Consider the following 12,641-nt stretch of genomic DNA (forward strand, 5'->3'; position numbering starts at 1 on the left):
AGAGGCCATCAGCTCGTCAACTCCCAGGCGCCCAAGCCGATACTGCTTGCGATGGCGACGAGTCCACCGAACTTGCCACCACCGGCGCCCCCCGCGACATTGCCCACGGCGGTGCCCCAGTTGGCGGCTTCGTACCGACCGGCGCTCGTCTCGTAGGCGTTGACAGCGGTCGGTGCCGTCCATGCGAGCTGGGCGGCGGCCTGAATGCCTTCTGTGGTGGTCAGGGCAGCACCGCGCGAGACTCCGAGCCTAGTGGCGACGGACATCACCGGTTTGTCGATTACGGCAGCGACCGGGTCGGCGGCCTTCATCACGTTTTTCGCCGTCGTGATGCCGACCTTGGCGCCGCTGGCGAGTTCGCCGGCCCCTCGCCCCGCCTTGAGACCGGCTGTGATGCCGGCCTTCGCCCCGCTGACGCCAGGAATCATTCCGAGGGCGTCGCCGCCCAGTGTGAGCCAGTTGCCGATCCGGTCGCCGGTGGGAGGCCAGAGCCCGCTCCACCCGTAGGAGGACGCGTGCGCGAAGAACGCAACCGCGCTGAGCCCGATGGCCAGCGGAGCGAGCACCGGACAGAAAATGGCCACGACGCCGACGACGGAGGCCGCGACGCCGATCCAGTCCGCGTGGCTCTTGATCCAGTCCCCGATGCCGGCGAGAAGGTCGCCCATCTGACCCGGCAGGTCCGCCAGGGCGTTGCCCAATCCTTCGATGGCCTTCCCGAGCTTGTCCCAAATATCGGGCTCGTTCGGCGCGACGTCCATGGCGTGCCGCAGGAGTTCGGCTATCGCCTTGCCGTACTCCTGGTATTCCTTCTGCATCCAGCGGCCCTTGCGACGGATTTCCTCCAGCACTTGTTCGCCCGCGTTCACCGCCCGGCCGGCACCTTGGACCTTGTCCTCGTAGTCCTCGGCCTCCTTCGCGTCATCGGCGGCGTTCTTGAGCTTGTCTGCCTTGGCACGCTCCCGGCCCAGTTGCTCGTCGGCCTCTGCCGCCCGGATCTCCAGCCGTACGGCGGCCGCCTGCGCGTCCTCCATGTGCTCCGCCCAGTCCTCCAGAGCACTGGCGGCACGGCCGAACGAGTCGCGGGCCTCGTCCATACGCGGGCGGAATTCGTCGTCGAAAGTCTCCCGGAAGGCCTCCGCCGCCTTCCCTTTCCAGTCGCCGGCGCCGGTACCGTGCAGCACCTGACAGACCTCGACGAGCGCCTTGGCCGTTCTGCGAACCGTCTTGGCCACGTCGTCGGCCGCCGCGTGGTCTCCGGGGCAGGGCACGAACCCCAGGGCTGGGAAATCCTCCAGTTTCGCCTCGGCCATGACTACTTCCCGCCCCCGTTGCCGTTGCCCTGTTTCCTGTTCACTTCGGCAAGTTCGTGGTCCAGCTTCTCGAAGGTCTCCTTCACCTTGAGCAGCGTCTTGGACGCCTTCTCAGAGAACTTCGTCAGTTGCTTGATGCCGTACGACCACTCGTCGCCGAAGTCGTCCATGCGCTTGGCGAGTTCGGGCACCCCCATGGAGACGCAGCTCATGCGCTCCATCTCCTGGCCGGGTTTCTTCATCAGGTGCGCTATGTGGTCGAGGTTGTTTCTCACTCTGTTCAGCACTGCGTAGTCGATTGACAGGTCGCTCACAGTTCCCCCGTTCCTGTCCGTGACCCGCTTTCCGGCGATCGCCCCCGGGAGGTGGGCGATCAGCGGTTCGAGGCCTGGACCTTCCGCACTGTCATGTTCTGAGTGGTCTTGAAGGTGCCGCTGGAGGACGTCCTGGTCCTTGAACGTGATCTTGACCGGCCCGCGCCCGCATGAGCAGTCGTCAGAACACCTCGTGGTCACCTGTACTGCTGTCCCTGCCGTCCTCCCCGTCGAACTGAGCCTCCTCCCCATGATCGCTTTCCATCGGATCTCCACCACAACGGAGCGCGATATGGGAGGTTTTCAACCGAGGCAATGGTACTCAAGGGGTGCATGACAACTGCCGGGACAGACGAAACCCCCGTCCGCACCGACCGAAGCCGGGACGAGCAGGGGTTCGGCGGGGACTCCCGCGCAGTCAGTACCTGGGTGTTACGTGTGCGGCACCGGGATCGTGCCCAGGCGGCCCTGCTGGAAGTCTTCGAAGGCCTGCTTCAGTTCGGCCTGGCTGTTCATGACGAACGGGCCGTAGTGCGCCATCGGTTCGCGGATCGGGCGGCCGCCCAGCAGGACGACCTCCAGGTCCGGGGTGTTGGCGTCCTGCGTCTCGTCCGCGCGGACGGTGAGCGAGCCGCCGTCGCCGAAGACCGCGGTCTGGCCCGTCCTGACCGGCCTGCGGTCCGTGCCGACCGCGCCGCGGCCGGCGAGGACGTACGCGAGGCCGTTGAAGTCCTCGCGCCACGGCAGGGTGATCTCGGCGCCGGGGCGCAGCGTCGCGTGGATCATCGTGATCGGGGTGTGCGTGATGCCCGGGCCCTCGTGACCGTCCAACTCGCCCGCGATGACGCGCAGCAGCGCGCCACCGTCGTGGGACGTCAGCAGCTGTACCTGGCCGCCGCGGATGTCCTGGTACCTGGGGTCCATCATCTTGTCGCGCGCCGGCAGGTTGACCCACAGCTGGAGGCCGTGGAACAGGCCGCCCGACATGACCAGCGACTCCGGCGGCGCCTCGATGTGCAGCAGGCCGGAGCCGGCCGTCATCCACTGGGTGTCGCCGCTCTGGATGGTGCCGCCGCCACCGTTGCTGTCCTGGTGGATGAAGGAGCCGTCGATGAGGTACGTGACGGTCTCGAAGCCGCGGTGCGGGTGCCAGGGGGTGCCCTTCGGCTCGCCGGCCGCGTACTCCACCTCGCCCATCTGGTCCATCATGATGAACGGGTCGAGGTACTGGTAGTTGATGCCCGCGAACGCGCGCCGCACAGGGAAGCCCTCGCCCTCGAATCCGCTCGGCGCGGTCGTGACGGCGAGCACGGGGCGGGCCACGGTGTCGGCCGGGGCCGCCACCCTGGGCAGAGTCAGCGGGTTTTCGACGGTCACAGCTGGCATGAGGGGCCTTCCTCGGGGAGTCTTGCGCGGCCAATTTAGTTGAATCCTTAACATCTAGCAACCCGCGGCGCATTCCCCTGCGGCAGACCGCGCGCCCGGCGCGGCACTCGGCGGAGCACCCGGTGCGCCCCCTGACGCCACGCCCCACCCCGGCGCGCCACACCAATCGGGCATGACACAGGACGCCACCTGCGGCGCCATCCCCGAATAGCGGGCAATTACGGGCATCCGGTTTTGACGTGTGCATTACCGAGCAAGCGCCCCACCGACCAACTGGTCGGATTGAAAGGGAGTTGCGTATGCCGGAGAGAACCGCCCGCACGAGCGGGCTGGCGACCGCAGCCGCGGCACTGCTCGTGACAGGCGTCGTCGTGGCACCGTCGGCCGGCGCCGCCGACCACAGCCCCGCCGACGCCGGCTCCACCGGGACGCGACACTGCGTCGTGGACAGCCGTACCGGCGAACAGAGTTGCTTCGCCACCTTCCCCGAGGCCATCGAGGCCGCCAGTGGCGGCGCCGTCACGGACGCGCCCGCCTCCTCGCGCTCGGCAGCCGAGGGCACGAGCGCCGCCGACACCGGGTTCCGTACGGAGATGAAGGAGTTCAACTCCGACGCGCGGACCCTGGAGGCCGGCGAAGTCATCCAGGGCACCTTCTTCGACGAGACCCAGTTCGGCGGATCCTCGCTGACCATCACCGGGGCCGCGCCCTGCGTGAAGGACGGCTGGATCGAGTACCAGTACGACTTCCCGGACGAGTGGAAGAACCGGGTCTCCTCCGTACAGCCCTGGGCCAACTGCTGGATCTGGCTCTACCCGGAGCCGGACCTCGGCGGTGACCGCGACGGGCCGTTCGACGAGAACGCGCCGGACATCGGTTCCTTCATGAACGACCGCGCCCAGTCCGTCGGCTTCAGCTGACCCGGGCCCCTGGTCTCTGACCCCGGGCCCCCACTTCCGAGGCACCCCACACCTCGGTTTCCTGACGTTCCCCCCACATTCGGAGACAGCGATGAACAGAAGAGTCCGACTCTCCATCCTGCTCGCGGCCGCCATGACCGCCACCAGCGCCGCCCTCGTGCCGACCACCGCGTCCGCCGAGGAGACCCCCACCGTGCGCGAACTGCTCGACAAGTGCGACAACGGCACGGACCTGTGCGTCTTCCATCCCGACGCGGCGCCCGAGGTGTCCATGGGCGAGGCGCACCAGGTCGGCGACAGCGCCTACAACTGCACCGCCGACCTCCAGCGTTCCACCGTCGGCTGGTCCGACACCACCGGTGAGTCGAACAGCGTCGGCGTCTCCCTCAGCGCCGAGTACGGCTTCGCCGAGGTCTTCAAGGTGTCCATCCAGACCAACTACTCGCACAGCTGGGAAAGTTCACACACCGAGACGGACCAGACGAACGTCGACGTGCGGCCCGGCGAGGTCGGCTGGGTGACGCGTGAGGCCCAGATGCAGCACGTCACCGGCACCTACGAAATGCACTTCGGGGACCCGTACTACGGCCACTACTACTGGTACGTGCCGTTCGACGCCACCGGTCCCCTGCCCGACGCGCCCAGCACCAAGACGCAGCACACCCGGGCGATGACGGACGACGAGAGGGCGCAGCACTGCGGCTGAGCCCGCGGGAGACCCGTGAGGGTCCCGCGAATCCGTAAGGGACCCGCAGAAGAGGGACCCGCAGGAGACAGAGCCCGCAGATGACAGAGGCAGCCCGGCCCCGCGAGCGCGAGGCCGGGCTTTCGCATACGAGCCGTGGGCGTGCGGCGGTCACCCGTATCGGTGGGCGTGCGGCGTCACCCGTATCGCGGGCGTACAGGCCGCCCCGCACGCGGACTTGTCGCACACCGGGCGAACGGACCGCCCCACACGCGGGCCTGTCCACGCGCGGCCCTGTCGCACACCAGGCGGGTGGCCGTTACCCCTGCATCCGCCGCACGGCGGTTACCCGTACATCCGGCGCATCGCGAAGTCCACCATCTGCTCGACCGCCTTCGCGTCGAACACCATCCGGTGCTCGCCCTCCATGTCGAGCACGAAGCCGTACCCCGTCGGCAGCAGGTCGATCACCTCGGCGCCCGTGATCACGAAGTACTTCGACTCCTTGCCGGCGTACCTGCGCAGCTCCTTCAGGGTGCTGAACATCGGGATGACCGGCTGCTGCGTGTTGTGCAGCGCCAGGAAGCCGGGGTTGTCGCCGCGCGGGCAGTACACCTTCGACGTCGAGAAGATCTGCTGGAAGTCCTCGGCGGCCAGCGAGCCCGTCGTGAAGGCCCGTACCGCGTCGCCCAGCGACGGCGGCGACGGCTCCGGGTACAGCGGCTGCTCGCCGTACCCGCCCGCTCCGCCCTGATGCGGCTGCTGCGCCTGGTGCGGCGGGGGGCCGTACTGCTGCTGGGCGCCCGGATTCTGGTCGTAGCCGTACATGACCGCAAGACTACTGAGGATTGTGGCGCCAGGGAGCCCCGAGGGCCTTCCGAAAGCGTTCCGAGGGACGCTCGTCACACATCGCCGGGAAGGGTTGCGTCTTATTACCGACGGGTAGCATCATCGTGAGCAGTTGACTGGTACATGCATGAGGAATCACGAGGAATCCCGCCTCCCCGATCCTTCCTCCCGAGTCTTACGGAGCCTTTGCCATGGGGCACTACAAGCCGAATCTGCGCGACATCGAGTTCAACCTCTTCGAGGTCCTCGGGCGCGACAAGCTCTACGGCACAGGACCGTTCGCGGAGATGGACGTGGAGACCGCCAAGAGCATCCTCGAAGAGGTCGCACGGCTCTCCGAGACGACCCTCGCCGACTCCTTCGCCGGTTCCGACCGCACCCCGCCGGTCTTCGACGCCGAGACCAGCACGGCCCCGCTCCCGGCCGCATTCAAGAAGAGCTACCAGGACTTCATGGACGCGGAGTACTGGCGGCTCGGCCTGCCCGAGGAGATCGGCGGCACGACCTCGCCGCGCTCGCTGATCTGGGCGTACGCGGAGCTGGTCCTCGGCGCGAACCCGGCCGTGTGGATGTACGCGTCGGGCCCTGCCTTCGCCGGTGTCCTGTACGACGAGGGCAACGAGGCGCAGAAGAAGATCGCCGCGATCGCCGTCGAGAAGGAGTGGGCCTCCACGATGGTCCTCACCGAGCCCGACGCGGGCTCGGACGTCGGCGCGGGACGCACGAAGGCCGTCGAGCAGGAGGACGGCAGCTGGCACATCGAGGGCGTGAAGCGCTTCATCACCTCCGGTGAGCACGACCTGTCGGAGAACATCCTTCATTACGTCCTCGCACGCCCCGAGGGCGCGGGACCCGGCACGAAGGGGCTGTCCCTCTTCCTCGTGCCGAAGTACGAGTTCGACTGGGAGACCGGCGAGCTGGGCGAGCGCAACGGCGCCTACGCCACGAACGTCGAGCACAAAATGGGCCTGAAGGTCTCCAACACGTGCGAGATGACGTTCGGCGACCGCCATCCCGCCAAGGGCTGGCTGATCGGTGACAAGCACGAGGGCATCCGCCAGATGTTCCGCATCATCGAGTTCGCCCGCATGATGGTCGGCACGAAGGCCATCGCGACGCTCTCCACCGGCTACCTGAACGCGCTGGAGTACGCCAAGGACCGCGTCCAGGGCCCGGACCTCGCGCAGTTCATGGACAAGACCGCCCCCAAGGTCACCATCACGCACCACCCCGACGTGCGCCGCTCGCTGATGACGCAGAAGGCGTACGCGGAGGGCATGCGCTCCCTGGTCATGTACACCGCGTCGGTGCAGGACGAGATCGCCGTCAAGGAGGCCGCGGGCGAGGACACCAAGGCGCTGTCCGGGCTGAACGACCTGCTGCTGCCGATCGTCAAGGGCTACGGCTCCGAGCGGTCGTACGAGCAGCTCGCGCAGTCCCTCCAGACCTTCGGCGGCTCCGGCTACCTCCAGGAGTACCCGGTCGAGCAGTACATCCGGGACGCCAAGATCGACACCCTCTACGAGGGCACCACGGCCATCCAGGGTCAGGACTTCTTCTTCCGGAAGATCGTCCGGGACCAGGGGCAGTCGCTGAACACCCTCGCCGAGGAGATCAAGCAGTTCCTCGCGGTCGGTACGGGCGGTACGGAGCTGGCCGCGGCGCGTGACGCGCTGGCGAAGGCGGCCACGGACCTGGAGGCGATCGTCGGGCAGATGCTGACGGACCTCACCTCCACCGGCGACGACGTCAAGAACATCTACAAGGTCGGGCTCAACACGACCCGCCTGCTGATGGCCTCGGGCGACGTGGTCGTCGGCTACCTGCTGCTGCGCGGCGCGGCCGTGGCGGCGGAGAAGCTGGAGACGGCGAGCGCGAAGGACGTCGCGTTCTACCGGGGCAAGATCGCGGCGGCGAAGTTCTTCGCCGCGAACGTGCTGCCGGGTGTCGGGGCGGAGCGCGCGCTCGCCGAGTCCGTCGACAGCTCGCTGATGGACCTGGACGAGGCCTCCTTCTAGCCTGCCCTTCCATCTGCCGCCCGTTCCGTCACGCCACGTCATGTCCGGCCGGCCGCGAACCGGGCGCCTCCCTCAGGGGCGGGCGCCGGTTCGCGGCCGTTCCAGTTGCCCCACTCCGCCCATGTACATGCCACTACGACCTGCGCCGGGCCCAGTGGCGTAGACCATCGTTAGGCTGGCCCCATGAGCACTACCGCCCGCTTCGACCGCGGCCACACCGATGACCTCATGGCCTTCCTGATGGCCAGTCCCTCCCCGTACCACGCGGTGGCCACGGCAGCCGCGCGCCTGGAGAAGGCCGGTTTCGCGCGGGTGCGCGAGACGGACGCCTGGGACGGCACGGCGGGCGGGAAATACGTGCTGCGCGGCGGCGCGATCGTCGCGTGGTACGTCCCCGAGGACGCTCAGCCGCACACCCCGTTCCGGATCGTCGGCGCGCACACGGACTCCCCCAACCTGCGGGTGAAGCCGCTGCCCGACACCGGCGCGTTCGGCTGGCGCCAGGTCGCCGTCGAGATCTACGGCGGGACCCTGCTCAACACCTGGCTCGACCGCGACCTCGGTCTCGCGGGACGCATCACGCTGCGCGACGGCTCGCACCGGCTGGTCAACATCGACCGCGCGCTGCTGCGCGTCCCGCAGCTGGCCGTGCACCTGGACCGCTCGGCCAACAGCGACGGGCTCAAGCTCGACCGGCAGCGCCACATGCAGCCCGTCTGGGGCCTCGGCGAGCCCACCGAGGGCGACCTCCTCGGCTTCGTCGCGGAGGAGGCCGGGGTCGAGGCCGCGGACATCGCGGGCTGGGACCTGATGCCGCACCCCGTCGAGCGCCCCTCCTACCTCGGCCGGGACCGCGAGCTGGTCGCGGGCCCGCGGATGGACAACCTGCTGTCGGTGCACGCGGCCACGGCGGCGCTGGCCGCGGTGGCGGAGTCGGAAGGCCCCCTTCCGTACATCCCGGTGCTGGCGGCCTTCGACCACGAGGAGAACGGCTCGCAGTCGGACACCGGCGCCGACGGCCCGCTCCTCGGCACGGTGCTGGAGCGCTCGGTGCTCTCCCGCGGCGGTTCGTACGAGGACCGGGCGCGGGCGCTGGCGGGCACGGTGTGCCTGTCGTCCGACACCGGCCACGCCGTACACCCGAACTACGCCGACCGCCACGACCCGACGCACCACCCGCGCCCCAACGGCGGCCCGATCCTCAAGGTCAACGTCAACATGCGGTACGCGACGGACGGCAGCGGCCGCGCGGCGTTCGCCGCCGCCTGCGAGAAGGCGGGCGTGCCGTGGCAGAACTTCGTCTCCAACAACGCGATGCCGTGCGGCACGACGATCGGCCCGATCACGGCAGCGCGGCACGGCATCCAGACGATCGACATCGGGGTGGCGATCCTGTCGATGCACAGCGCGCGCGAACTGTGCGGCGCCGACGACCCGTTCCTGCTGGCGAACGCGCTGGTGGCCTTCCTGGAGGGCTGAGCCCGGCCGGTGGACCCGCCGCCCGCCGGGCGGCGAACTGCCCGCACCCGCATGGCCGTTCCGGACCGGGGTACGCGACCCAATGGCCCGGAACGGCCACCACTCATACCAGGAGGCGGGATTCATGGGCATCGGCGGATGTATCGCACTGATCGGGCTGGGGGCCATCCTCACCTTCGCGACCGACTGGCAGACCGACAGCGTCAACATCGATCTGGTCGGTGTGATCCTGATGGCGGTCGGCATCATCGGCATCGCGGCCATCACCAGCATCGCCAGGCGGCGGCGCGCGGTCATCGCCCCCACGATGGTCGACCGCCACGACGACCCGGGCGCCCGGTACTGAACTGCGTTCGCCCGGCTGCGGCTTGCGGCCGTACGGCCTGCCGCTGACGCCGTCGGGCGCCCGCCGCCGATCGCCGCTTGATCTGGCGCGCGCCGCGCGGTCAGCCGGCCTCGGGCTCCGGTCCCGGCGCGTCGCGCGGACGGTCATTGGGCGGACGACCGGGCCCGAGCGGTTCGCGGCCCGCGCGCAGCCCGGGTGCCAGGGCCAGGGTGACCGCGAAGGAGACCATCGCCATCGCGGCCATGGCAGTCGCGGGTGAGGTGTACTGCGCGACGGCGCCCGCGAGAGCGGCGCCCACCCCCTGGAACGTGAGCATCCCGGCGGAGGCCAACCCGAAGGCGTGGCCGCTCAGTTCGTCCGGCGTCAGGACCATAAGACGCTCCTGGAGCAGCAGCCCCGCCGCGTAACCGACCGAGGCCAGGACGACGGCGGCCACTGCGACCGGCAGCGCGGGCCGCAGCGCGAAGACCGTGTACGGAGCGGCGGGCAGCAGACGCAGCGGCGAGCCGAGTCGCGCCCGGCCGCCGTCCCGCGGACGCGGCGGCGGTCAGGCCGCTCGAACGGCTCCGCTCAGGCGTCCATGCCCGCGAGTACCAGGCCCAGGCGGGCTGTTCCCGACGGGGTGACCTTGATGGGGACGCCCCAGTCCTGCTGGTGGACGTGGCAGGCCGGATATTCGTTCGCCGGGTCGTCGTCGCAGGACGCGGCCATCGCGGAGACGTGCAGGACGCCTTCCGTGATGCCGTCCGCGAGCACCACCTCGCGGCTCAGATCCGTGTCCGCGCCGTCGCCGGAGGCCAGCAGTTCCGGCGGGGTGGCGGAGACGAGCAGGCGGGTCGAGGGGCCGTAGCGGGTGTCGAGCTTCTGGCCCTTCGGCGCCGTGAAGACGATGTCCAACTGGAGTGTGCCCGGGGCGACTTCGGTCGCCGCGCGCTGCGTGCGGTGCGCCACGGACTCGACCCGTACCGCTTCTTCCGGCAGTCGCAGCCGGGTCAGCCGGTGGCGCGCCGACTCCACGACCACGATGTCCTCGCCGACGAGCACGGCGCCGGACGGTTCGCGCAGATCCGTCGCGAGCGTGGTGACCTGGCCGGTCGCCGGGTCGTAGCGGCGCAGCGCGTGGTTGTACGTGTCGGAGATCGCGACGGAGCCGTCCGGCAGCGCGGTCACGCCCAAGGGGTGCTGGAGCAGAGCCTGTTCGGCGTCGCCGTCGCGGTGGCCGAAGTCGAAGAGGCCGGTGCCGACGGCCGTACGGATGACGTAACCGGCGCTGCCGTCCGGCCCTTCGCTCCCGCCCGCGTCCGCGCGCTCGACGTACCGCACCGCGCTGGTCTCCGAGTCGGCGACCCACAGCCGGTCCCCGGCGGCGGCCAGCCCGGAGGGCTGCGCGAACCACGCCTCGGCGGCGGGCCCGTCGACCAGGCCCTCGTTCGTGGTGCCGGCCGCGACCTCGACGGTGCCGGTGGCCGGGTCGTACGTCCACAGCTGGTGGACGCCCGCCATCGCGATCCACACCCGGCCCTCCCACCACGCCACGTCCCACGGTGAGGAGAGATCCACTTCGAGCGCGGGCCCGGACGTCGCGGACCCCTGCCACCACTGCTTGCCGGTGCCTGCGACGGTCTCGACCGCGCCGCTGACCGGGTCGTACGTACGCAGCGCGTGGTTCACGGTGTCGGCGACGATCACCGTGCCGTCCGGCAGCAGCGCCAGTCCCTGCGGCTCGCTGAACGAGTCGCGCCCGAACCCGCGCACGCCGGAGCCGATCCGCCGTACGACGCTCTCGCCGTCCGGCTCCAGCTCGACGAGCTGGTGGCGGGTGGAGTCGGAGACCAGGAGGTTCCCACTCGGCAGCACGAGCGCCTTGCCGGGGAACCGCAGATGCGTGGCGACGGGCTCCGGCGCGACGTACGGGCCGTCCCCGCGCCGCAGTGTGCCCTTCGCGGCGTGCTCGGTCTCCAGCTCCTCGACCAGCTTCTCGATGGCGTGCGCATGTCCCTCGCCCGCGTGCTGGGCGACGATGTACCCCTCGGGATCAACCACCACCAGCGTCGGCCAGGCGCGCACGGCGTACTGCTTCCAGGTCGCCAGCTCGGGATCGTTCAGAACGGGGTGATGCACCTCATACCGTTCGACGGCGTCCACGACCGACTGGTGTTCCGCCTCGTGCACGAATTTCGGCGAGTGGATCCCGACGATCACCACCGTGTCCCGGTGCTTCTCCTCCAGCTCGCGCAGCTCGTCGAGGACGTGCAGGCAGTTGATGCAGCAGAAGCTCCAGAAGTCGATAATGACGATGCGTCCCCGCAGGTCAGCAAGGGTGTAGGAGACATCGCCGGTATTCAGCCAGCTCCCCTGTCCGATCAGCTCCGGGGCACGGACGCGGGCACGGCGGGTCGCGGGGGTCGCATCGTTCATGTTTCAAGGGTGCCACCTGCGAGAACGTTCTCCGGACACCGGCCCCGATTCCGGCATTCACCCCGATTCCGCGCCGCGGCCACGCCCGGCAACGGACAGGCCAGGGTCGACCTTCGGCCAATCTCGTCCGCCGTCGCACCCGAACGCGTGCACCTGCGGACCCGCCGTCGTCGGACGCGGCGTTCGCGGGTACCCGTTCCCCATGAAATATCTCGTACGCGACAAAATCTTCGCGATCGGCGACGACTACTGGATCGAGGACGAGCACGGCCGGCAGGCGTTCCTCGTCGACGGCAAGGCGCTGCGGCTGCGGGACACCCTGGAGCTAAAGGATCCGTCCGGGCAGGTGCTGATCACGCTGCGCCAGAAGCTGATCAGCCTGCGGGACACGATGACCATCGAGCGCGGTGACGAACCGCTGGCGACCATCCGCAAGAAGCGGCTCTCGCTGCTCCGCAACCACTATCGCGTGACGCTGGCCGACGGCACCGAGCTGGATGTCAGCGGCCGGATCCTGGACCGCGAGTTCGCGATCGAGTACGACGGCGAACTGCTGGCCCACATCTCGCGGCGCTGGCTGCGGGTGCGGGAGACGTACGGCGTGGATGTGGTGCGGGAGGACGCGGACCACCCGCTGCTGATCGCGGTCGCGGTGTGCGTGATCCGCATGGCGGAGAAGGAGCGCGGCGACGGCTGACGCGGGCTCGGCCGGCCGTCCCCGCGTGAGCCGCGGCGTGCGTCATCCCCGCGTGAGCCGCGGCGTGCGTCATCCCCGCGTGAGCCGCGGCGTGCGCCGCCTCGGGCCCGGCCGCGCCAAAGCCGTACGGGCGAAGCCCCGCACGCACCAAGGGAATTGGCCGATTCGCCCGGTATCCTTCGCGACCCGACGCGCGAGTGGCGCGCACGGTACCAC

Annotated in this window: 11 protein-coding genes and 1 pseudogene; 6 read left to right on the forward strand and 6 right to left on the reverse strand. The window is 69.6% G+C overall.

Annotation, left to right across the window (positions count from 1 at the left end; all coding sequences use genetic code 11):
* Positions 1-8: 8 nt before the first annotated feature.
* From ACIP6N_RS11155 to ACIP6N_RS11165, 3 genes are all read right to left on the reverse strand, one after another.
* Entirely contained in the window at positions 9-1,313 is a 1,305-nt protein-coding gene (locus ACIP6N_RS11155; protein WP_401814662.1) for a putative T7SS-secreted protein, read from the reverse strand.
* Positions 1,314-1,315: 2 nt separating this feature from the next.
* Positions 1,316-1,627 (reverse strand): hypothetical protein, encoded by a 312-nt coding sequence (locus ACIP6N_RS11160; protein WP_401814663.1) that lies wholly within the window; start codon positions 1,625-1,627, stop codon positions 1,316-1,318.
* A 432-nt stretch (positions 1,628-2,059) separates the two neighbouring features.
* Positions 2,060-3,013, reverse strand: a complete 954-nt coding sequence (locus ACIP6N_RS11165; protein ID WP_401814665.1) for a pirin family protein — start codon at positions 3,011-3,013, stop codon at positions 2,060-2,062.
* A 299-nt stretch (positions 3,014-3,312) separates the two neighbouring features.
* Between ACIP6N_RS11165 and ACIP6N_RS11170 the strand changes: the two genes are divergently transcribed.
* Together ACIP6N_RS11170 and ACIP6N_RS11175 are read left to right on the forward strand one after the other, a co-directional pair.
* Positions 3,313-3,933 carry a hypothetical protein gene (locus ACIP6N_RS11170; RefSeq protein ID WP_401814667.1) on the forward strand — a complete coding sequence of 207 codons (621 nt, stop codon included), beginning with the start codon at positions 3,313-3,315 and terminating at the stop codon, positions 3,931-3,933.
* Positions 3,934-4,024: 91 nt separating this feature from the next.
* Entirely contained in the window at positions 4,025-4,639 is a 615-nt protein-coding gene (locus tag ACIP6N_RS11175) for a hypothetical protein (RefSeq protein WP_401814668.1), read from the forward strand.
* A gap of 324 nt (positions 4,640-4,963) precedes the next feature.
* Here ACIP6N_RS11175 and ACIP6N_RS11180 read toward each other — a convergent pair whose 3' ends face one another.
* Positions 4,964-5,446, reverse strand: a complete 483-nt coding sequence (locus ACIP6N_RS11180; protein WP_401814670.1) for an SseB family protein — start codon at positions 5,444-5,446, stop codon at positions 4,964-4,966.
* A 212-nt stretch (positions 5,447-5,658) separates the two neighbouring features.
* Here ACIP6N_RS11180 and ACIP6N_RS11185 point away from each other — a divergent pair, with 212 nt between their 5' ends.
* From ACIP6N_RS11185 to ACIP6N_RS11195, 3 genes are all read left to right on the forward strand, one after another.
* Complete coding sequence (locus ACIP6N_RS11185) at positions 5,659-7,485, forward strand: acyl-CoA dehydrogenase (RefSeq protein ID WP_401814671.1); 1,827 nt, start codon at positions 5,659-5,661, stop codon at positions 7,483-7,485.
* 183 nt (positions 7,486-7,668) lie between these two features.
* On the forward strand, positions 7,669-8,964 hold the full coding sequence (locus ACIP6N_RS11190) for a M18 family aminopeptidase (protein ID WP_401814672.1): 1,296 nt from the start codon (positions 7,669-7,671) through the stop codon (positions 8,962-8,964).
* 124 nt (positions 8,965-9,088) lie between these two features.
* On the forward strand, positions 9,089-9,310 hold the full coding sequence (locus ACIP6N_RS11195) for a DUF6458 family protein (RefSeq protein ID WP_401814673.1): 222 nt from the start codon (positions 9,089-9,091) through the stop codon (positions 9,308-9,310).
* 100 nt (positions 9,311-9,410) lie between these two features.
* Here the strand turns inward: ACIP6N_RS11195 and ACIP6N_RS11200 are convergent.
* A pseudogene (locus ACIP6N_RS11200) lies at positions 9,411-9,830 on the reverse strand (MFS transporter); the annotation flags it as partial.
* 50 nt (positions 9,831-9,880) lie between these two features.
* Positions 9,881-11,728, reverse strand: a complete 1,848-nt coding sequence (locus ACIP6N_RS11205; RefSeq protein WP_401814674.1) for an NHL domain-containing thioredoxin family protein — start codon at positions 11,726-11,728, stop codon at positions 9,881-9,883.
* A gap of 202 nt (positions 11,729-11,930) precedes the next feature.
* Here ACIP6N_RS11205 and ACIP6N_RS11210 point away from each other — a divergent pair, with 202 nt between their 5' ends.
* Entirely contained in the window at positions 11,931-12,425 is a 495-nt protein-coding gene (locus ACIP6N_RS11210; RefSeq protein ID WP_401814676.1) for an LURP-one-related/scramblase family protein, read from the forward strand.
* Positions 12,426-12,641 lie beyond the last annotated feature (216 nt).

The organism is Streptomyces sp. NPDC088725 (genome assembly GCF_044751305.1).
In the GTDB taxonomy this organism is placed as follows: Bacteria; Actinomycetota; Actinomycetes; order Streptomycetales; family Streptomycetaceae; genus Streptomyces.

Excerpts from the sequence above, each read along its gene's own strand:
- ACIP6N_RS11155 (WP_401814662.1), bottom strand. The coding sequence starts at position 1,313 with ATGGCCGAGGCGAAACTGGAGGATTTCCCAGCCCTGGGGTTCGTGCCC.
- ACIP6N_RS11165 (WP_401814665.1), bottom strand. The coding sequence starts at position 3,013 with ATGCCAGCTGTGACCGTCGAAAACCCGCTGACTCTGCCCAGGGTGGCG.
- ACIP6N_RS11170 (WP_401814667.1), top strand. The coding sequence starts at position 3,313 with ATGCCGGAGAGAACCGCCCGCACGAGCGGGCTGGCGACCGCAGCCGCG.
- ACIP6N_RS11175 (WP_401814668.1), top strand. The coding sequence starts at position 4,025 with ATGAACAGAAGAGTCCGACTCTCCATCCTGCTCGCGGCCGCCATGACC.
- ACIP6N_RS11180 (WP_401814670.1), bottom strand. The coding sequence starts at position 5,446 with ATGTACGGCTACGACCAGAATCCGGGCGCCCAGCAGCAGTACGGCCCC.
- ACIP6N_RS11185 (WP_401814671.1), top strand. The coding sequence starts at position 5,659 with ATGGGGCACTACAAGCCGAATCTGCGCGACATCGAGTTCAACCTCTTC.
- ACIP6N_RS11190 (WP_401814672.1), top strand. The coding sequence starts at position 7,669 with ATGAGCACTACCGCCCGCTTCGACCGCGGCCACACCGATGACCTCATG.
- ACIP6N_RS11195 (WP_401814673.1), top strand. The coding sequence starts at position 9,089 with ATGGGCATCGGCGGATGTATCGCACTGATCGGGCTGGGGGCCATCCTC.
- ACIP6N_RS11205 (WP_401814674.1), bottom strand. The coding sequence starts at position 11,728 with ATGAACGATGCGACCCCCGCGACCCGCCGTGCCCGCGTCCGTGCCCCG.
- ACIP6N_RS11210 (WP_401814676.1), top strand. The coding sequence starts at position 11,931 with ATGAAATATCTCGTACGCGACAAAATCTTCGCGATCGGCGACGACTAC.